Here is a 20,978-nt window from a genome sequence, read left to right as displayed (position 1 = left end):
AAAAACAGCCAGCACGCATCGATTATGATCGGTACGCGCTGGCTGTATTGTTGTTTAGTCCTTCTTTTGAACGGATGATGGTGAACCCTCTTCAGCAAAAGTAAAGGTTCGGGCGATATATAAGATAGGTGTGCTTACTGCGGTTAGTAAGAACTTCGCTAGATAAGTCGTAAGCAAAATTTCAAGCCATACATTCCAGTCATACAAGCCCGCAAACGCAATGGTACAGAAAATAAGTGTATCCACAAAGGAGCTAATCATCGTACTACCGTTGGAACGAATCCACAGCTGACTTGAGGTGCTGTAATATTTACGAATCCAAGAGTACAACCGAACATCTAGGAACTGACTAATGAAGTAAGCAGTAAGACTACCCAAAGCTAGTCGAGGCATCAGCCCAAAAATCGTCTCCAAAGAAGACTGAGCGATATCGGTCTCCTGCGGCTTAAATACTAATACCATCTGCATAATGACTGTAGTCATAAGCAAGGTGAAGAAACCAAACCAGACCGCTTTACGTGCTTCCGCTCTTCCGTACTTCTCATTAAGTAAATCGCTGGTCATATATAAAGTGACATACATCGTATTTCCGAGTGTCATCACAATATCAAATGGCATAGCAATCGTCTTAGCTACCTGAATGTTAGCAATTACAGTAGCAATACCTACCCAGGCATACATTCCACTTTTCCCGAACAAGCGGTAACAGAGTAGAAAAAAAGCAAAATTGACAATAACAAATAAAACTCCCCACAGCAAATTAAACATATTACTGAAATTCCTCCTAGTTTTGTTTACGCGGGATGGTTACGAACCGCGGCTTACAATATTAAATTTTCGGAACAAAACATTAATACTCTATCACAATAGCGCTTAACAATCCATAAAAATAATATTTTTATATGAAATTGGTAGTTCCATTTCTTTTTTTTCGCCAATTATCTAAAATAGTCAGCAATAATTCATTTTTTTCAGAAAAAAATGCTCTATAGGACAAAACTTTCACTATTCATCCAGAGGTTAATTCTATAGAATAGTATCAAACACCTTATTCCCGATCCATTTAGTAGAAATATGACATAACTATGGAATATATCTCGGGTCGCCAATTTCCAGCAGTTGGCATGGAGTATCTAGTGAAGACTAAAAAAGAAATGACCTCACCGTCCATAAAAAAAGGAGAGAACGATATGTTTCGTATCAAGCATTCGATCAGTCGCAAATTTACGCGTTTATTATTTGTTGTTCTGTTGCTCACGTCTCTTTTGTTAAGCACCAGCTTCTATTTTATCTCTATCAGTATCTTCAACAGCTATGTTATGCCGCAGATTAACAAAATCCTTACTGCCGCTGCTCAGGACGTATATAAGAATCTCAACGTAATGCACGCCCAGCAAACCCTAAATAAGAACGATCAGTCTGCCACCAATCTCGAGTTCTATTTTCAGGAAAAGAGGAAACAACATGGAGTGGAAACCATTTTTCTGGTCAATCTGAAAGGGAAAGAAGCTGAGATTCTATCCGCAGATCACGATGCAAAATTGCAACGGGCAGAAAGTGTCACCGTATCCTCTGCAATGCAACAAGCCTCTAAAGGAAAAACTGGACTAAGCGATACATATAGCGACGCACATGGTATACATAAAACAGCTTATATCGGTATTCCCGGAAGTACGATGGTTATCGGTGTAAGCAGTGACGTAAGCTTCATTCAAGAAAAAACAGACAGTATTCTATGGACAAGTGCCGGAATCACACTTCTGACGTTGATCATCGGCCTAACTGGTGCATGGTTCATGAGTGTGCGTATAACACGTCCAATCTCAAAACTGGCAGCTTATAGTGCCCGGCTCGCAGAGGGAGATTTCACCGAAGAATTATCAGTTAAAGGAAATGACGAAGTTGCACAGTTGTCCGTAAGCTTCCAAGCGATGACCCAACGCCTGAAAGAAATGATTGGACATGTACTGGTAACCTCTAATACTGTCGTTGCGGATTCCAACTCTTTAAAAGAACGTGTTGAGGTTCTCAATGATATGGCGGAACACTCCAGCTCATCGGTAGTAGAAATCGGCAAAGGTAGTACGACTATCGCTAGCAGTGCATCAGATAACTCGAGAGCAATGGAAGAAATCAATTTAGGCATTCAAAGTATTGCCTCAGCAGCGAATGAAGTCACGGAGCAAATCAGTGAGGCTTCCGCTGAAGCAAGTGGCGGTAATGAAATTGCTCAAAGCGCTGTGCTGCAAATGCGCCAGGTTGAACGTGCTTCCCTACAGTCGCTGGATCAATTACAAATCATGAATGAGCGTTCAGTAATGATCGGAGAAGTCGTTCACAGTATTACTGAAATTACGAAACAGATCCAAATGCTGTCGCTGAATGCTTCAATTGAAGCTGCACGCGCAGGAGAGCATGGACGCGGCTTTGCTGTTGTTGCGGGAGAAGTACGCAAGCTGTCTGAACAATCCCGTAACGCAAACGAACAGATCCGTGACTTCCTACTTGGGCTTCAAGAAGATATGAGTCGCTCCGTTACCGAGATGAACCACGTGAATTCTGAGGTTGCCTCTGGAGTCGGCAAAGTAGCAGAAGCAGGTGATGCCTTTAATCACCTCCTGATTCTTATCCAAAGCATCAATCACAGCATCCAATCCGTATCTGCGGCTACACAGCAAATCTCGGCAAGTACAGAAGAAGTCAGTGCTTCCGTCGAAGAAACTGCACAAATTACATCAAGATCGCAAGAAAGTGCGGACACACTCGCTGCTAACTCAGAGCGGCAGCGCGTCGAACTGGAAGGCCATGCAGAAACCGTTAAACATCTGTATGAGCAAGCCAAGAAACTCCAAGAAGCTGTGCAGCAATTTAAGATTTAACGCTTGTAAATTAAAACCCCCGTTCACACGAAAGTGTTGAACGGGGGTTTTTAGTTTGCGATGGCTCGCTTAGACTTGGGGGCATACGCTAGGCTTGCGCGGAACCTCGATTAGACTTGGCTACATGCGCTAGCTTGCGCGATACTCTCGTTTAGACTCGGCACGCCATTTGCCGCTGGCTTGCGCGATACTCTCGTTTAGACTCGGCGCGTCATTTGCCGTTGGCTTGCGCGATACTCTCGCTTAGACTCGGCGCGTCATTTGCTACTGGCTTGCGCAATACTCTCGTTTAGACTCGGCGCGTCATTTGCCGTTGGCTTGCGGACTCAGATGCCGCTATTACTCGAAAAACTGCCATTTGGAGACTTTTTCGGACTCGAGAGACGCTATTGCCTCATAATCAACCCAGACTCAGCCTATTTCGCTCAAATAGCGCCTCTGGTGTCCGAAAACGCTCCAAATTAACCCTTTTATCGCAAATAAGATCTCCTGAGTCCGGAGCCAAGTTACCTACAGCAAATTACTCAAAGTTCCTCCGTGGCGCTACCTACTGCAAATTACTCAAAGTTCATCCGTGGATGCTACCTACTGCAAATTACTCAAAGTTCATCCGTCGATGCTACCTACAGCAATAGACTCGGCTACATGCGCTAGCTTGCGCGAAGCTCTCACTTAGACTCAGCACGCCATTTGCTGCTGGCTTGCGGACTCAGATGCCGCTATTACTCGAAAAACTGCCATTTGGAGGCTTTTCGGACTCGAGAGACGCTATTGCCTCATAATCAACCCAGACTCAGCCTATTTTGTTCAAATAGCGTCTCTGGTGTCCGAAAACGCTCCAAATTAACCCTTTTATCACAAATAAGGTCTCCTGAGTCCGGAGCCAAGTTACCTACAGCAAATTACTCAAAGTTCATCCGTGGCGCTACCAATAGCAAATTACTCAAAGTTCATCCGTGGCACTACCAACAGCAAATTACTCAAAGTTCATCCGTGGATGCTACCTACTGCAAATTACTCAAAGTTCATCCGTGGATGCTACCTACTGCAAATTACTCAAAGTTCATCCGTGGATGCTACCTACTGCAAATTACTCAAAGTTCATCCGTGGCGCTACCAACAGCAAATTACTCAAAGTTCCTCCGTCGATGCTACCTACTGCAAATTACTCAAAGTTCATCCGTCGATGCTACCTACAGCAAACTACTCAAAGTCCCTCCGTGGATGCTACCTACAGCAATAGACTCGGCTACATGCGCTAGCTTGCGCGAAGCTCTCACTTAGACTCAGCACGCCATTTGCTGCTGGCTTGCGGACTCAGATGCCGCTATTACTCGAAAAACTGCCATTTGGAAGCTTTTTCGGACTCGAGAGACGCTATTGCCTCATAATCAACCCAGACTCAGCCTATTTTGTTCAAATAGCGTCTATGGTGTCCGAAAACGCTCCAAATTACCCCTTTTATCACAAATAAGGTCTCCTGAGTCCGGAGCCAAGTTACTCACTTAGTAAAAACTGGGTTACTCAGCTTTCATTCCGCTTTTATGACTAAGCAAACCTCACTCAACCTAGTGCCGCGGTGCCCAGAGGATAACCGATACACCGATCACACAAATAACAGCTCCGACCCAGTCGTATACGTCTGGTGTCTTCTTGTCTACAAGCCATCCCCATAAGACCGCGAGTACGATAAACACCCCGCCGTAAGCCGCATACACTCTCCCGAAGGAAGGGAATTTTTGCAACGTAGGGATAATCCCATACGCTATCAGAATCAAAGACCCCACTAAACCGTACCAAAGTGGCCGTGATTCTCTCAACCATAACCATACTAAATATCCGCCACCGATCTCAGCAAGCCCAGCAATTATAAACAGCAGAATGGCAAATAACATGTCATCCCTCTTCCCTATCTATCTCATAAAAACGCAAAGGTTGCTCACAACAAATTGTACTCAAGGTTCACCCGTAGAACTCCTACAACAAACCACTCAAGGTTCTCCCATGGAGCTACCTACAGCAAATTACTCAATTACTCAAGATCCACCCTTAGAGCTACCTACAGCAAACTACTCAATGTTCATCTGCGGAGCTACCTACAGCAAATTACTTAAAATCCACCTATGGAGCTACCTACAGCAAATTACTCAAGATCCACCCTTAGAGCTACCTATAGCAAACTACTCAATGTTCACCCATGGAGCTACCTACAGCAAATTACTCAAGGTTCATCCGTAGTACCACCTACACCAAATTACTCAAGGTTTATCCGTGGAGCTCACATTAAATTGTGCTGGAGCAGCAATAACACTAGCAGCAGCACAACCTCCAGCAGCTCGTTCAGCGCGCCGTACACGTCGCCGGTAAGCCCGCCGAGCCGGCTGCTGATCCGCCGCGCAGCCGCGGTGCCGCAGGCCAAGGCCGCGACCGGCAGCAGCAGAGCTGCCGCCAGATGCAGCGGCCACGCGGCTAAGCCAGCGCCGAGCGCCAGTGGCGCAGCGGCGGCGGCCAGCGAGAGCAGCGCGGCGACTGCCAGCGCGCGCCGCTCATGCGAGGAAGCTAGGCCGGCGAAGTTCGCGGCCAGCCCCTCGTCTCCACGGGCAATGGGATAACGCACCATTGCCCGTACCATATACCAGCGGCTCCAGACCGCTGGTACCAAGAGCAGCGGCAGCTCGTAGTAGGCGAAGCCTTCGATTAGAGCTGCCAACAAAGATGCTTTAAACAGCAGGAGCAGCACGCAGGCGAGTACGCCCATCGCACCCACACGGCTGTCCTTCATAATCTCCAGGGCTCGCTCCCGTGGCCGATAGCTGAGCAGACCATCCGCGCTGTCCATCCAGCCATCAAGATGCAACCCGCCAGTGAGGCCTACCCACAGCATCAGAGTGAGCACAGCTGCTGGCCAAGCAGGTAAAATCAATCCCGTCAGGGCTGCTCCAGCAGCTAAACACAGCCCAATTGCTGCGCCTACCATGGGATAGAAGATTACACTCCGTCGCAGCAGTTCAGGAGAGAATCCCGGATCACCTTTTACAGGAAATCGGGATAAGAACTGAAAGGCAGCTACCGCCGCATCCCTACGCTCCCTCATAAACGATACTCCCTGCTCTTCAGCTCAATCGGAATTCCAACAGTTACTAGAAAGACCTGTTCGCATTGCCGAGCGATCAGGGCGTTCATTCGTCCCGCCAGATCACGATACAATCGGCCAAGCGCATACTCTGGTACAATCCCGTCGCCAACCTCATTAGTGACCAGAATAAGCGTGCCTTGAAAAGAACGCACACTGTCTTCAAGTCTTGTTATTTCACTCTCAACAAGCTCTTGTCTATTTTCAAAACCTTCCACGGCCAATAATGCATTGGATAACCATAAGGTCAAACAATCTACGAGCACCGCTTTTTCACCCGATAATCGCTTTAGCAGATCTGGTAAATCATACGGTTCCTCAAGTGTCTCCCAAGCGTAACCACTTTCCATTCGTTGATGCTGATGCAGAGCAATCCGTTCTTTCATTTCGTCGTCAAAGGCCTGTCCGGTTGCTACATAGAAGGCCTGATCTGCCAGTGACTGTATCAGTTTTTCTGCAAAACCACTTTTCCCGCTACGTGCGCCTCCCGTTACAAGAATGCTCATCGTTGACCAGCTCCAGAGATGCCTGCACTTTCAAAGGTTGCCATTTCGCTCAAAATGCGGCAGATCGCCTCGATTAAATGAAGGCATAATACTCCCCCTGTTCCCTCACCCAATCGCAGACCGAGGTTAAGCAGCGGTTCAAGCCCAAGCTGCTCCAGCATTAACTTGTGTCCCCGTTCTCCTGATACATGAGACGCTATCATATAAGCGATGGATTCAGGTGCAAGAGCTTTTGCCACAAGCGCTGCCGCCCCCGAAATAAAGCCATCCAAAATGATAGGTGTCCGATTAGCAGCGGCACCCAGAATCAGTCCCGCCAAGCCAGCGATTTCCAGTCCGCCAACTTTAGATAATACATCCAACGGATCTGCTGAATTCGGCTGATTTACCTTTAAGGCGCGTTCCACTACTGCAATTTTATGTAGTAAACGTTCATCATCAATTCCCGTTCCTCGTCCCACAGCTACTTCAGGGGCTATTCCTTTGAGAGCACATAGAATGGCAGCACTAGCCGTAGTATTCCCAATGCCCATTTCGCCTGTTATAAAAATCTCCGTGCCGTTCTTAACCGCTTCCTGCGCGACTCTTATCCCAACAAGAAGAGCATTCATGGCATCCTCACGACTCATCGCAGGTCCCACAGCCATATTATCCGTCCCCCGGCGCACTTTACGATCAATCAGATCGACATGACTAAGATCGCCGTTTATGCCGACATCAACAAACTGTACCTCTGCCCCAGCTTGACGTGCCAATACATTCACAGCCGCTCCACCGCTGAGAAAGTTATGGGCCATCTGTAGCGTGACTTCCTGTGGAAATGCGCTAACCCCTTCGCAGCACACCCCATGATCAGCAGCCATCACAACAACTGTTCGTTTGGTGAAACTAGGCTGCTCCGTACCCGAAATTCCAGCGAGCTTAACGGCCAGAGGTTCCAATTGTCCCAAACTGCCCGGAGGTTTGGTCAGAATGTTCAGCCGATGCTCCGCCTTGAGGATGGACTGATCATCAGCCGGAATGATTTGTTTAATTACGTCTTGAATATCTGAAAGCATATAATTACGACCTCCTATTAAATGTATCTGTATAACCTATTCTATCTCATATTCGCAGAAAAGCCCCCATCTATGATAGAGGGGGACTTCTAGAATTACAACTTCACTTTCATAAAATCTTCGATTCTCTCCAGCGCCTCCGTCAATTTTTGTAAGGAAGCGGCATAGGAGCAGCGGATATAACCCTCTCCGCCTGCTCCAAACACATGACCCGGAACCGCAGCGACACCGACCTCCCTGAGCAGCTGCAAAGCGAAGTCTTCTGATTTCATTCCGGTGTGAGCGATGGAAGGAAAGGCATAAAATGCGCCCGCAGGTTCATGGCAAGGTAGTCCTATGGATCGAAATCCACTAACCAGCAGCTTTCTCCGCTCATCGAAGCATTGCTTCATGTGTTCCTTATGCTGCATTCCGTTGCGCAATGATTCAATCGCAGCAATTTGACCGAGCACTGGGGCACACATCGCAGTGTATTGATGGATTTTTAGCATCGCAGCAATTAATTCTCGATCGCCACAAGCATAACCCACTCTCCAGCCAGTCATTGCAAAAGCTTTGGAGAAGCCGCTAATCACAATCGTCCTTTCCAGCATCCCGGGAAGAGAGGCGATGCTGACATGCTGACTGTCATACGTAAGCTCGGCATAAATTTCATCTGAAATGACCAGTAGGTTATTCTCTTTTACAATCTGTGCAATAGGCAGCCAATCTTCATAAGTCATTACTGCACCTGTAGGATTAGTCGGAAAATTCACCATAAGAAGCTTGGAACGCGGAGTAATCACCTTCCGTAACGCTTCAGCAGTAAGCTTAAACCCCTGCTCGGCCGATGATTCTACCTCCACCGTAACCCCCCCGTTCAAATGGGTAATCGGCGAATATGCGATATAGCTCGGAGAAGGGACGATAATCTCATCCCCAGGTGTAATGAAAGCTCGTAATGCCAAATCCACAGCCTCGCTGCTTCCCACCGTAACCATAATCTCATCGTTTGGCTCATAGCGAAGCTTAAAACTTGTGTGCAGATAAGAAGCGATCTCCTCTCTAAGCTCCAGTAAACCGGAATTTGGCGTATACATCGTTTCCCCATTGTTCAAGGCCCGAATACAGGCAGCTCTTACATGCTCCGGTGTAACGAAATCCGGTTCCCCTACACCCAGCGATATAATATCCTGATTCCCCGCACTTAGATCAAAAAAAGCCCGAATCCCCGAGGGTGCAATCTCCCGCACACGTGGAGCAATCCATTCATTATGCATGACTGTACACCTCTTCTTTTGCACTCTTTTCTGTTAGGGAAAGGGAGATGATTTCGTCCAGCAGTCCGCTGAAGGTGTAGCCTGCCGCTTGCGCGCTTTTGGGTAAAAGACTGGCCTTCGTCATACCTGGTAACGTATTCACCTCCAGCACATAAGGAATCCCCTCTTTAAGCAGCATATCAACCCGTGCATACACGCTACATTTTAGTGCTTTGTAACAGCTCAAGGCAGCCTCGCGTACCCGCTCATGCACCTCAGTAGGCAGTTCAATGACCCGTTCATCTGCTCCGCCTTCTTCATACTTAGCACTGTAATCGAACCACTCGGCATTTGCTGAGGTTATTCCCAGAATAGGCAGCAGCTCTCCGTTTAGAATAGAACAGGTGATTTCTTGGCCTTGAATGTAGCTTTCAATCAAAATCGACTGATCACAGGCAAAAGCCTTCTGCACTGCGCACAACAGCTCCTCGCTGCTGCTCACTTTTTCCATTCCGATACTCGAGCCGCCTGAACATGGCTTCACCATAACAGGATATCCGAGCCGTTCCACCGCTTCAGCCGAATAATCCTTCATGCTGTCCCAGCATAGCCAATCTGCTGTATTGACGCCTGCGCAGCGCATAAGCTTTTTGGAGAGATCTTTATCCATGCAAATGCTGCTAGACAAAACCCCGCTGCCCGTATACGGAATCCCCATCGTCTCCAGCGTTCCCTGAACCGTACCATCCTCGCCGTAAGCTCCATGAAGTGCAAGCAGTGCGATATCGATCCCCTTTGCCTGCTCAATAAGCTCCTCACGCTTGGTGATCACAATTGGAATAATTTCATATTTATTGGGGTCTAGATTCTTCAATATTTCTCTACCGCTATTCATGGATACCTCATACTCTGAGGATACCCCGCCCATAATTACGCCTACCTTCATCTCAAGCACCTCTTTATCCCATTAGTTGTCGAGCTGTTCTGCCAATAATCTCGATCCCCTTGCGGATATCCTCATCCGTCACTCTGGAGAAACCGATCCGTATCGTATTTTGACCCTTACCGTCTGTGAAGAATATATCTCCTGCTGTAAAAATAACCCCTTGCTCATGACAGGCCGCCAACAGCGTCCTTGTATTAAAGCCCTCCGCGAAGGTTACAAAAAGATGCAGGCCACCGTCCCCTGACAGCGCCGTATAAGGAATACAATCCTTGCAGCATTGCAGGGTTAATTCATACTTTCGTTTGTATTCCGCTCTGGCTTTTTTCAAATACTTTTCTAAATGACCACCCAATAAATACTGATACAAAATGGATTGATCCAGCGTCGAGGTATGAATGGTACGGGCGCGCTTGACGCTTTCGAGGGAATTGATCAACTCCTGATCCGCCAGCACCCAACCTACACGTAGTCCCGGAAATAATACCTTGGAGAAGCTGCCGAGATAAATCACGCTGTTGCCGCTGCCTGCTGCTGCGATAAGTGGAGCCACATGTGAGCCAGAATATCGTAATTCCTCGTTAAAACCATCCTCAATCACCGGGACTTGGTAGCGATTCATCAGCTTCATTAGCCGCTGTCTTTTCTCTGGAGACATTACAATTCCGGTCGGATTATGATAAGAAGGGACGAAGTATGCACAGTCAAAAGCTTGCTGTTGCAATGCTTTCTCCAGCTCCGCCAAATCAATCCCATCACGCTCCATCGAAATCCCCGTAATCTCAAAACCGTTCAGCTTCAAATTTTTGATCGCTGTATGATGCGTCGGATTCTCACAAATGACCGAACCATTTTTTTTACTCAGAGCAGACAATACAATATCGAACCCCTCAGTAAAACCATTGGTGATCAGTATATCCTTGCCCCTCATTTCAACGCCCTTGTGCTCCATATACTGCTTCAAATAGTCTATTAAAGGCTTATACCCTTTGGCATAGCCGTAATTTAGCAGAACGTTGCCTTCCACCGACATCCGATCCATAAAGGACCGCTTCACATTATCCAGATCAAAAAGACTCTCATCAGGCGCTATGCTGGTGAAGGAGATCGTCCCCTTCTCCGCTCGAATCCCGCGCTTCATGATATCCAGTTCCTCTGCCAGCACCGCGTGATCATTGAGACGTGACTTCCAGTCCATCGTCCAGGAAGAGATCGTTTCACTGCCGGGCGGCGTAGCAGCAACATAACTTCCTTGCCCTTGCACGGCATAAGCAAAGCCATCATCCTCAAGCCCTGCATAAGCAGAGATTACGGAGTTGCGGCTAACCTTAAGCAATGTGCTGAGCTCTCGTGTGGAGGGCAGCTTTTGATTGCCTTGCAGACCGCCTTTTATGATTAAGTGCTTCATATAGTCTTTAATTTGTATATACACCGGCCGTCCGGCTATGAGCTTAAAATCCTTAAACATCTCTCAATCGCCCCCATGACTATCATGGCACAATCACTCGCTTAAAAAAAGAACCACAGCCATGGGATTTTAATCCGGCTGTGGTTCTATAAGAGGAAAAATGCCCAAAAAATCAAGTTACAGATCTATGCTCAATCACAAGCTCCCCTTCTCCAGCAGGGATCTCAAAACCATTTAAAAACCGGGTTAATATGTCCTCAGTAATCGGAAATGCGGCATTGGCGTCAAAACGTTCACTCCGGATAAGCAGTCTCTGACGCAATTCATCCGGCTGAACCTTTAAGTGAATCAGTTCCCACACGCCACCATAACTCTCAATGAGCTGCTTGTAATCGTTCCGTCTCTGACGTTGCCAGAAGCTGAAATCGATAACAACATGATGTTTTGCCTGAAGCAGATTCACCAGCTCCCCCCGCAGCTTTATCTCCGACTCTTCCTTATAGGACTCATAATTGTCCTCTGGATAATCCACCCCGAAACGGCCGTGCGTGGCCCAAATATCTTCATCTATCGAAAGTCTGGCGAATCCCTCTTTCTCCAGCTTTTTAGCAAAGGTTGTTTTACCCGACCCCGCTACACCGCACATCATCACTACGCTGGAAGCAACACTCGTACGCTTTTGCTGAAGCAATTTTTCAATAACCAACTTTTCGCTCAGCATTATAAATGCATCTCCCTTCCAATTGATGGTATACTCATCGTTACAAAATACTTTCTCAAGGGATTGTGATAAAGATATGGTGAAATCAGTCCAGCAGACCTCCTAAAATGAAAAATGAAATAATTTTAGGAGGTCATAATAAATGATTTTTAACCCGATTGTCATTGATAACTGGAGTAGAAAACCCTATTTTGAACATTATTTAAACAATGTCAGATGCACCTACAGCATGACTGTAAATATTGATATCACCCTTCTACTGTCAGAGCTTAAGCATAAGGGAATTAAGCTGTACCCAGCACTAATCCACATGATAACTACGGTGGTGAACCGTCATAGTGAATTCCGCACATGTTTTGATTCTGAAGGTAGATTAGGTTATTGGGATAGCTTGTCCCCTAGTTTTACAATTTTCCATGATGATGATAAGACTTTCTCAAGCATCTGGACTTCGTACGGTGAACAGTTTAATGATTTCTATAACCGTTATCTCGATGATATGAAAATGTACGGAAGCGTGAAACAATTTATCGCTAAAGCAAACGAACCGCCGAACACCTTCCCTATTTCCAGCATTCCGTGGGTCAGCTTCACAAGCTTTAACCTGAACGTGTATAACGAAGGAACCTACCTACTTCCCATCTTTACGATAGGGAAATATTTTCAGCAAGACAAAAAAATACTATTACCCATCTCGGGGCAATTCCACCATGCCGTGTGCGACGGTTACCATGCCAGCATGCTGTATAATGAATTACAATCACGTGCAGATACCTATAAGGAATGGTTACCTATTACCTAATATCTAATTAACCATGTTATTCTGCTGACAGCAAACGATAGTTCAAACATAAAGGGTTCCACCTATTAGGTTTTCCTAATGACGTGGAAACCTTTTTTCATGTAATCATCCTTTTTCCAAAATATGAGCTTTATCAGCTGACCATTGTCCATGCTGCCAGAGTATTTTTAGTACCATTACATTCCCTGGAGAAGGAGCCACTGCACTGTAGAATGTGAGACCAGGAACTAACTGTGCAAGTAAATTCCTGATAACACCCCCATGCGTCACTACCAATACTCTATTCGATGTAACCTCACTTTTTTTCTCCTTGATAGCACAGCATCCAAATGCAGCCACAGCAGCTTGACCTAGGTCCAACAGGAAACTACGCAACCGAGCATCGAATGCTGTCCACGATTCTCCTTCTGGCGGTGTAACCTTTGAAGGATCATCAATCCAACGTCTATATAGAGAGTTATCTTTCAGTTGCTCATAAGTGCAGCCTTCCCAAGCTCCGAAGTTCATTTCACGAAGCCGCTGATCATAAACAGCGTCCTGCTCTAGTGAAGGTGCTACGAAAGCCAAGGTCTCCCGACACCTTAGCAAATCGGAACAGAACACACGCCAAAAACCACCTGATAACTCAGTCTGCATGCAGATCTGCTGCTGAGGTTGGGATAGCCGCTCACTTGCTTCAGGAAGCAATGGAAGATCCGTATGTCCCAGGTAACGATGCTCAACATTCCATTTCGTCTGCCCGTGTCGGATAAGCACTAGCTCAAGCTCTATAGAGGGAATTGCCATACCGACGCTCAGCCTCCAATCCATATCCATGCCACAACCGCGCATAGACCTACAAATATTGAAGAGCAGAGCATCATCATCCGCGAGGTCTGGATGATATCATCCGGTTCCATCGTACGTACCGGATCACCCATATAAGCCCGAAAAGAAGCGACGCCATGATACACATTTTCGCCTCCGAGTCGGATGCCGAGTGCGCCAGCCACAGCTGATTCTGGATAACCGCTGTTAGGGCTTGGATGTAGATGTGCATCCCGCTTCACCATTTGCAGGCATCTGCGCCAATCCAGACGAAGCATCCCTGCACATAGAGCCAAAAGCAATGCCGTAATCCGTGCCGGGATGAAGTTAGCCACATCATCGAGCCGGGCAGAGGCCCAGCCGAGATCACGGTATTTATCGTTCTTATAACCGACCATTGAATCGAGTGTATTGACCGCCCGATAAGCCATAGCAAGCGGTGCACCGCCAATCAGCGCGTAGAAAAGTGGAGAAATAATCGCATCGACGATGTTTTCTGCTACGGTCTCCACCGTTCCACGGACAATTTCCGGGGCGTCTAGCAAAGTCGTATCACGTCCCACGATCATCCCCAACGCCTTGCGGGCAGCAGGGATATCGCCCTTCTGCAATTCCACGTACACCGCCATTCCTGCATCCTTTAGTCCCTTGGAGGCAATCGTGGTTGAAATCAACCAAACCTCGGCTATCCAGACGAGCCACGGTGAGATAGATGACAGCAGCCATAGCAGGATGGCTGTCAGTGCCCAAGCACCGCCCGCCACACATAGCGGAAGTAACACCCCTGCTCTGCACAGGCTTTGCGGGCGGGACCATAAACGACGGATCGCCCGCTCCAGAGCCGTGATTGCTTTGCCCATACCAATTACGGGATGAGGCAGGTTACGCGGATCACCTACGATCCGGTCAATCACATAAGCTGCAAGCAACACCAAAGCGATTGTCACAAGCAATCACCTCTGAACAAGCTTCTACTTCTCCAGCTATCCATTCTCATTAGCTATCCTTCCTTGCCTGCACCGACAGCAGGCTGCCCGTCACAGCGCTATATACAAGCCGGCCGATAGCGCCTCCAAGATCGGTTGCTGTGCCGGCATATACATGCTCGGCGCTGTATCGCCCGCTTTGGCTCACAGCGAGTACAATAGCATCCGTAGTCGTGCCGGTTGCGATCAGGCCATTCTCGGGATCGGTAATCCCGAGATCTGCCAGCGCGGCAGCTTTGGCTTCGACAGCTGTCTGCACAGCATTGACCATGGCCGCCGGTGTCAGGCGGCCATCAATGCAGAGCATGATGTTAATCGTACCCGGCCGATACACAGCCAGCACATTGCGTTCCACACCTGCGCGCGCAGCATTTCCTGCGGCGGCTGTAACGCAAACAAATATTCCCGCTGAACCCGTGTCCTCTTCAGCTACCGCTGCATGCTCTAGCGGCACAGCCGTCATCAGACCAGCACAGCCGGATAAAGGATAACCCCAATCGCGCAGCTTATTCTCCATATCCTGGACAGGATCACTACATTCGTAATTGCGATCAACATATAAATTGACGGCCCGCTGCAGCCGGTTCATTCCTCCGCCGTAGAACGCGCTCGATAAACCATCGGCTTCTGCTGGCAGCTCCAGCAGCAGATGCTTATCCTTCCATTGCAGAGCAAGCCCTGGCCAGACGGCCGGACGATACTCCCTGATTCCCCCTGTAAGATTAAATGGAATCTTCACTTCCACCATAGCCGATCCCGCTCCTTTCACCGCTCATTTCTTTCATTGAATACTTACAACCATCCTCGAAAGGATGCCACACCAATAGCGCTGTCAGCTCGCTCCGCACATAGAGTCATTAAAGACTACATGCACCTGTCACTTAGTCGCTAGAATCTCCGCCATCTGCAGCAAAAGGCGGGCATTATCCTCATGTCCCTTAACGGCAACTCGAATATGCTCAGCACCTAACCCTGCATACATAGCGCAGCTGCGCACTAGTATACCTACGCGGCCAAGCCTAGTCTGAAACTCAGCCGCGCTCCACGGTGATGGCAAGCCACAGAGCAGAAAGTTGGCTTCTCCCGGTGGGACATCGCAGCCCAGCTGCATAAGACCCTGCCGCAGTTTTTCGCGTTCTGCTGCAATAAGCTCACGCGTACGCTGTTCATAGTCACGTCCACTTGTAAGGCAGGCTTCCCCTGCGAGTAGCGCCAAGCCGTTCACACTCCAGGTGACCTGCTTTCCGCTCATCGCCTTCGCCAGCTTCGGATGTGAAATCGCAAACCCGAGACGCAAGCCGGGAATCGCATAAAACTTCGTCATCGACCGCACCAGAACCGTATGCGGAAACCGCTCCAGCTCCGGCAGGAGTGTATTTCGCTCTGACTCCGGGATAAAGTCAATAAAAGCTTCATCCACAGCCAAATAAGTCCCGCAGCTTTCAGCCTTCTGCGCTAACAAGCGCAGTTCCTCCACAGCATACTGAACGCCATTGGGATTATTCGGCTGTCCGAGAAATAACAGTTCCACCTGTTCCAACAGCCCGGCAATCTCCTCCACTCCAGCGCGAAAATGCTGTTCCCTTGTCCCCTCAACCGATAATACTTCAGCGCCAAATTGTACGGAAAGCTGCCGATACTCAGAGAAACAAGGCTCCACGATGCCAACCTTTTGTGGAGCTATCGCCAGCAGCAGCAAAGCCATAGATTCCGCTGCTCCGTTGCCCACAGTTAACCAGCTATTATCTACGCCAAGATTTTCCGCCAGTAGGCGTTTAAAGCGTCGGTGTCCAGGGTCCGGATATGCCACCACCGTTAACAGTGCTGTTCTGAGCAGCTCCAAAACTTGCGGTGGAGGACCGAGTGGATTGATGTTGGCACTATAGTCGAGAAATGTGCCCCCAGCTTCTCCATAGAGCTCCGCTGCCGTCAACAAATCACCGCCATGCCCATATTTTTCAAGCATAATTACACTCCCTCTATCTACTTTCTCTAGCACGATATGTATGTCATTGCCACCATTATTGCCTCTTTGCCGGAAGAACGTCAATGCTTTCGCAGAAGGAATCAGCTAAATCCCCCGCTTCCCTCAAACCGACATGAATCTCAACAATGTGATCTCTTTTGTTAAAAAACCGCTTTTGGTTTAAAATGAAGGTTGTAATCAATTTTGCTGCGACGGAGGAATTCACTATGCTTTTTATTGATAACACAGGGATTACTGACGCATCCATCAATTTGGCGATTGAGGAATATGCGCTGAAGCACTTGCCGATGGACGAGAGTTACCTGCTTTTTTATATCAACAGCCCATCCATCATCATAGGGAAACACCAGAATACTATCGAAGAAATTAACCAAGAGTATGTAAAAGATAATAATATTCAGGTCGTACGTCGTCTATCCGGCGGTGGAGCTGTTTATCACGATCTTGGAAATTTGAACTTCAGCTTTATTACCAAGGATGACGGCCAATCCTTTCATAACTTTTTGAAATTCACCCAACCGGTCATCGATTACCTGCAAAGCATGGGTGTTAACGCCGAGCTAAGCGGACGGAATGACCTGCAAGTTGGTGAGCAAAAGATTTCCGGTAACGCTCAGTTCTCCACACGCGGACGTATGTTCAGCCATGGTACCTTGATGTTCAATCTTAATTTAGATGATGTACAAGCCTCTCTAAAAGTGAATCCAGAGAAGTTTAAATCAAAGAGCACCAAATCCGTACGCAGTCGTGTAGCGAATATCAAAGAGCTGCTGGGTACAGATATGACGATCGAGGAGTTCCGCGCCGGCCTGCTGCGTTCGATCTTTGGTATGGATCCTTCGGAGGTTCCTCAGTACAAGCTGCAACAAGCCGACTGGGACAAAATTAATGAGATCTCCAAGGAGCACTACCAGAACTGGGACTGGAACTACGGTCTGTCACCAAAAAGCAACGTTAAGCACACGCGCAAATTCCCTGCCGGAATTATTGATATTCGGATGGATATTGAAGATTCCCTCATTAAAGACATCAAAATCTATGGTGACTTCTTCGGAGTCGGTGACGTAGTAGATGTTGAAAATGCACTTCGTGGCAAACGTTATGACGAGGCTGAGGTTAGAGAAGCATTAGCTGATCTCGATTTGAAGCATTATTTCGGTCGTATTGAGCCGGAGGATTTTATCGGATTGGTCTTCCTAGAGGAATAGGATGAATTCACTGGTCATGATTTGAATCAAAAAGAGGACTCCTGCGCATTCGCCAGAAGTCCTCTTTTGCATGAATTAATACTCTTCGCTTTATCCTTTTACAGCAGATCCAACTGTCATAGCCCGTTCTACCTGCTCACTAAAGAACAAATAGACAATAACCATTGGCAGACTCGCCATCGTCATAACCGCCCCCATGCCACCCCAGTCAGTGCTGTATTGGCCTTGGAAGAACAATAGACCCAGCGGCAGTGTTTTCATCCCCTCATCAGAGATCAGAATATAAGCCAGCAAAAATTCATTCCAGTTGTTCAGGAATTGAAAAATGGCTACTGTTGCGACAGCTGGCGTTACAACCGGCACAATAATCTGCAGAAACATCCGGTATACATTCGCGCCGTCCATACAAGCGGATTCCTCCAGCTCCCCAGGGATACCCTTCATAAAGCCGTAGAATACCAGACAAGAGAACGGCAATCCAATGGCGACATAAGGAACAATCAGCCCACCGTAGGTATTAGTCAGATGTAAATCCCGCACGAGTATAGCAAGTGGAATCATAATTACCTGCAGCGGCATGAACATTCCGATCGTCATATACAATCTGACCCCTTCACGGAATCTCCACCGCAGCCGGGAAATTGCGAATGAGAACATCAGCGATAATATGATAATAAGTAGCGTTGAAATCGTAGAGACTACCAAGCTATTCGTAAAATATCGCGGTATATTGAACTGTGACCAAGCGGCCACATAGTTTTCAATCCGGAAATTAGTCGGAAATCCGAAAGGGTTGGTGACAAAAATCTCATCGTTATTTTTCAGAGAATAAGAAATCATCCATAATAGCGGATAGATGGAAATTATAAAATAAATCCATAAGGGAAGCTGTATGAGCAATGCTCTCACTTTTTTCATAACGTTCCTTTTCCTTTCCGGCGTACTGCCTTATGCTTCATTTCGGTCAAATGTCTTGTTGATAATAATGGTGGCCAGAAGCGACAGAAGGACAAGCACAACCGATACCGCACAGGCATAGCCGTAGTTGCTTTCCAAGAAAGCATAACGATAAATCATAAAGGTAAGCGTATAATTGCTCGTTCCCGGTCCGCCGTTAGTCATAATCAACATTTGTACAAAAGCACCGATTCCTGAAGTAATGGCAATGATCAGACAGAATTTGAACGTCTCCTTCATCATTGGAATCGTCACCTTACGATGCGCCATCCATTTGGAGCAACCGTCAATCGTGGCAGCTTCCATGTACTGCTCAGGGACAGATTTAACCCCCGCATATAAAAGACTGAACTGGTAACCCATGAACTGCCAGGCATTAACAAAGGCAATCGCAATTATGGATGTGGTTGGAGAAGTGAGCCAGTTTTGTTGATAAGGAATATGCAAAATTTCAAAAAGCCTATTGATCAATCCGTTATTCGGATCGTAGATGGCAATCCATAGCTGACAAACAACCGTAACCGACAGAACTACGGGGATAAAATAAGCTGTTTTCAATAACTTACGCCCTTTGATTCGCGGATCGGCACAGGCAAGCGCAAGAATGGTTCCCAATCCGATCTGAAATACAGCGAGCACCAGTGCAAAAATAAGGCCGTTACGAAGGGATGTCAAAAGCAATGGATCATCAAACATCTCTACATAGTTGGACAATCCGTTAAAAGTAGCCGTACTGAGCCCGTCCCACTCGAAAAAGCTACGATAAAAGGATTGAAGCACCGGATAGATAATCACTACGCTATAAATCAACAGAGCGGGAAGCAGAAACAGCATTATGGCTTTCTTATTACCTAAGTATTTATGCATGCGGTAAGATTCCACTCCTTCCTTACCAAGCTGCTCACCCGATATAAGGGCTCGATCCGGGTGAGCTGCAGGGCATGGACCAATTTTTATTTATTTTATTTCTCTAATTATTTATTTTCTTTGTTCAGCACTCGGTTCATGTTATCCGTGAACTGCTTAGCCGAGAATCCTTCGATCAACATATTTTGTGTATTGTCGTCCAGTGCATTTTTAATTTGAACACTGCTTACCGCATTGGCGTAACCCTTCACGTTTGGCAGCACTTCTTCAGCGATTCTTTTCATCATGGCAGGCACTTCACCGGTCATTTCTTTATCCACTTTAGTCGCTACGATCGGGCTACCCAGCTGTGTATATTTGTATTCGCTATATTTTTGTGCGATAAAACTAGCTACTTTCACTGCGGTCTCAACATTCTTGCTGCTAGGAGAAACGGCAAAGCCACCAGGACCTCCTGCACCGTTAATGTACATTTTGTTGTTCTCATAAGTCGCTTCGTCCTTAGCTGGCCAGTACATCCAATCCACTTTATCCCCAAGCTTCTCAGCACTGCTGTAGATTTCCCACTGACCGTTGACGAACATGCCAGCTTTTCCTTGGTAGAACAAAGATGAAGCTTGATCATAATTGGTATTCGTAGCATTGACGTCGAACAAGCCTGCTTCTTCCAGCTTCTTCATTTGTTCTGCTGCTGTTACATAAGGCGAAGGCAATGTTGTCGTTCCCTTCGTTTCGAGTGGGCCAAACCCTTTCGTCTCCTCACGAGTCACAAGTCCGCTATAAAAAGAAGTAGTGATCCATTTCTCCTTCGCGAAAATTGAGAGCGGTGTATACCCTGCTGTAGAAAGCTTCTTAGCCGCTTCAGCCAGCTGATCGATCGTCTTGATCGGCATCTCGATGCCTACCTCTTTAAAGATATCCTTGTTGTAAAACAACATTTGGAATTCGATTCCCGTATATGGGAATGCGTATACATGACCGTCTGGGGCAATCAGACGGGACTCATTCCCTGTGTTTAGATTCGCTTTGAAATCTTTGGTGGCTTGGTATTCATCAAGCAGCTCGACATTTTTAGATTTGGCGAAGGTTTGCAGTGTAGGCCAGTCTGTTTCATAAATATCCGGCATGTTCCCAGTCGCGGCATATGTTTTCAGCTTCTGGTAGCCATCTTGAACAGCCTCATCCAGTACAATCTCCACCTCCGGCATTTCCTTTTTTAATTCCTCTACGGCATAATCAAATGGCTTTGAAGTATCTTCATCAAAATGCTGTGCATAAATTTTTATTTGAATTTTCTTATCGGTGTTCCCAGCGGTCATATTGGAATCTTCAGAGGTTGAACCACCGTTTCCGGCATTGTTACCACCACAGGCTGTAAGTGAGAAAGCTAAGGATAAAACGGTTGCAACCCCCAGTGTTCTGAATAGCTTGTTGCTCATAATGAATCCCCTTTCTGATGCTCTATTTAGTGGAGCTAG

At 47.1% G+C, this 20,978-nt stretch carries 19 protein-coding genes and 1 riboswitch; of the genes, 3 read left to right on the top strand and 16 right to left on the bottom strand.

Going from position 1 to position 20,978, the window contains the following annotated elements; all coding sequences use genetic code 11:
* Window positions 1–54: 54 nt before the first annotated feature.
* Window positions 55–768 carry a queuosine precursor transporter gene (locus MHB56_RS20480; RefSeq protein WP_076128125.1) on the bottom strand — a complete coding sequence of 238 codons (714 nt, stop codon included), beginning with the start codon at window positions 766–768 and terminating at the stop codon, window positions 55–57.
* Between the two features lie 10 nt (window positions 769–778).
* Window positions 779–824, bottom strand: a riboswitch (PreQ1 riboswitch).
* Between the two features lie 366 nt (window positions 825–1,190).
* On the opposite strand from MHB56_RS20480, the gene MHB56_RS20475 reads away from it, so the two are divergent.
* Window positions 1,191–2,879 (top strand): methyl-accepting chemotaxis protein, encoded by a 1,689-nt coding sequence (locus tag MHB56_RS20475; RefSeq protein WP_076193028.1) that lies wholly within the window; start codon window positions 1,191–1,193, stop codon window positions 2,877–2,879.
* A 1,568-nt stretch (window positions 2,880–4,447) separates the two neighbouring features.
* Here MHB56_RS20475 and MHB56_RS20470 read toward each other — a convergent pair.
* From MHB56_RS20470 to MHB56_RS20435, 8 genes are all read right to left on the bottom strand, one after another.
* On the bottom strand, window positions 4,448–4,774 hold the full coding sequence (locus MHB56_RS20470) for a YnfA family protein (protein WP_076128128.1): 327 nt from the start codon (window positions 4,772–4,774) through the stop codon (window positions 4,448–4,450).
* 383 nt (window positions 4,775–5,157) lie between these two features.
* The gene (cobS, locus tag MHB56_RS20465; RefSeq protein WP_341143935.1) at window positions 5,158–5,973 is read right to left on the bottom strand and encodes an adenosylcobinamide-GDP ribazoletransferase; all 816 of its coding nucleotides are present in this window, start codon (window positions 5,971–5,973) and stop codon (window positions 5,158–5,160) included.
* Window positions 5,970–6,518: a bifunctional adenosylcobinamide kinase/adenosylcobinamide-phosphate guanylyltransferase gene (gene cobU, locus MHB56_RS20460; protein WP_076137512.1), complete on the bottom strand. Its 549-nt coding sequence runs from the start codon at window positions 6,516–6,518 to the stop codon at window positions 5,970–5,972. Before cobU ends, cobS begins: the two co-directional genes overlap by 4 nt.
* Entirely contained in the window at window positions 6,515–7,576 is a 1,062-nt protein-coding gene (cobT, locus tag MHB56_RS20455; RefSeq protein ID WP_076104822.1) for a nicotinate-nucleotide--dimethylbenzimidazole phosphoribosyltransferase, read from the bottom strand. Before cobT ends, cobU begins: the two co-directional genes overlap by 4 nt.
* A 95-nt stretch (window positions 7,577–7,671) precedes the next feature.
* Window positions 7,672–8,835, bottom strand: coding sequence for an aminotransferase class I/II-fold pyridoxal phosphate-dependent enzyme (locus tag MHB56_RS20450; protein ID WP_076128136.1), 1,164 nt, complete (start codon window positions 8,833–8,835; stop codon window positions 7,672–7,674).
* On the bottom strand, window positions 8,828–9,760 hold the full coding sequence (locus MHB56_RS20445; RefSeq protein ID WP_076185745.1) for a D-alanine--D-alanine ligase: 933 nt from the start codon (window positions 9,758–9,760) through the stop codon (window positions 8,828–8,830). Before MHB56_RS20445 ends, MHB56_RS20450 begins: the two co-directional genes overlap by 8 nt.
* Before the next feature lie 13 nt (window positions 9,761–9,773).
* Window positions 9,774–11,225, bottom strand: a complete 1,452-nt coding sequence (pdxR, locus tag MHB56_RS20440; protein ID WP_341143934.1) for a MocR-like pyridoxine biosynthesis transcription factor PdxR — start codon at window positions 11,223–11,225, stop codon at window positions 9,774–9,776.
* Window positions 11,226–11,337: 112 nt separating this feature from the next.
* Window positions 11,338–11,886 (bottom strand): AAA family ATPase, encoded by a 549-nt coding sequence (locus MHB56_RS20435; protein ID WP_076128141.1) that lies wholly within the window; start codon window positions 11,884–11,886, stop codon window positions 11,338–11,340.
* Window positions 11,887–12,028: 142 nt separating this feature from the next.
* Between MHB56_RS20435 and catA the strand changes: the two genes are divergently transcribed.
* Window positions 12,029–12,688: a type A chloramphenicol O-acetyltransferase gene (gene catA, locus MHB56_RS20430; RefSeq protein WP_076185747.1), complete on the top strand. Its 660-nt coding sequence runs from the start codon at window positions 12,029–12,031 to the stop codon at window positions 12,686–12,688.
* A gap of 105 nt (window positions 12,689–12,793) precedes the next feature.
* Here catA and MHB56_RS20425 read toward each other — a convergent pair whose 3' ends face one another.
* The 4 genes from MHB56_RS20425 to MHB56_RS20410 form a co-directional block, all read right to left on the bottom strand.
* Complete coding sequence (locus tag MHB56_RS20425; protein ID WP_076194754.1) at window positions 12,794–13,474, bottom strand: histidine phosphatase family protein; 681 nt, start codon at window positions 13,472–13,474, stop codon at window positions 12,794–12,796.
* A gap of 8 nt (window positions 13,475–13,482) precedes the next feature.
* Window positions 13,483–14,442, bottom strand: coding sequence for an adenosylcobinamide-phosphate synthase CbiB (gene cbiB, locus MHB56_RS20420; protein WP_076194752.1), 960 nt, complete (start codon window positions 14,440–14,442; stop codon window positions 13,483–13,485).
* Window positions 14,443–14,491: 49 nt separating this feature from the next.
* Window positions 14,492–15,229 carry an adenosylcobinamide amidohydrolase gene (locus MHB56_RS20415; RefSeq protein WP_076218820.1) on the bottom strand — a complete coding sequence of 246 codons (738 nt, stop codon included), beginning with the start codon at window positions 15,227–15,229 and terminating at the stop codon, window positions 14,492–14,494.
* 129 nt (window positions 15,230–15,358) lie between these two features.
* The gene (locus MHB56_RS20410) at window positions 15,359–16,447 is read right to left on the bottom strand and encodes a pyridoxal phosphate-dependent aminotransferase (RefSeq protein ID WP_341143933.1); all 1,089 of its coding nucleotides are present in this window, start codon (window positions 16,445–16,447) and stop codon (window positions 15,359–15,361) included.
* Window positions 16,448–16,674: 227 nt separating this feature from the next.
* Here MHB56_RS20410 and MHB56_RS20405 point away from each other — a divergent pair, with 227 nt between their 5' ends.
* Entirely contained in the window at window positions 16,675–17,676 is a 1,002-nt protein-coding gene (locus tag MHB56_RS20405) for a lipoate--protein ligase (protein ID WP_076128152.1), read from the top strand.
* 90 nt (window positions 17,677–17,766) lie between these two features.
* Here MHB56_RS20405 and MHB56_RS20400 read toward each other — a convergent pair whose 3' ends face one another.
* From MHB56_RS20400 to MHB56_RS20390, 3 genes are all read right to left on the bottom strand, one after another.
* Window positions 17,767–18,594 (bottom strand): carbohydrate ABC transporter permease, encoded by an 828-nt coding sequence (locus tag MHB56_RS20400; protein ID WP_036681776.1) that lies wholly within the window; start codon window positions 18,592–18,594, stop codon window positions 17,767–17,769.
* A gap of 30 nt (window positions 18,595–18,624) precedes the next feature.
* Window positions 18,625–19,500 carry a carbohydrate ABC transporter permease gene (locus MHB56_RS20395; protein ID WP_038569153.1) on the bottom strand — a complete coding sequence of 292 codons (876 nt, stop codon included), beginning with the start codon at window positions 19,498–19,500 and terminating at the stop codon, window positions 18,625–18,627.
* 107 nt (window positions 19,501–19,607) lie between these two features.
* Window positions 19,608–20,939, bottom strand: coding sequence for an ABC transporter substrate-binding protein (locus MHB56_RS20390; protein ID WP_076302206.1), 1,332 nt, complete (start codon window positions 20,937–20,939; stop codon window positions 19,608–19,610).
* Window positions 20,940–20,978: the final 39 nt, after the last annotated feature.

This window comes from Paenibacillus sp. FSL H8-0315, assembly GCF_038005365.1.
Taxonomy (GTDB): domain Bacteria; phylum Bacillota; class Bacilli; order Paenibacillales; family Paenibacillaceae; genus Paenibacillus_AQ; species Paenibacillus_AQ odorifer.
Note: the sequence above shows the minus strand (reverse complement) of the source record. Positions and strands in the feature narration are given on the sequence as shown.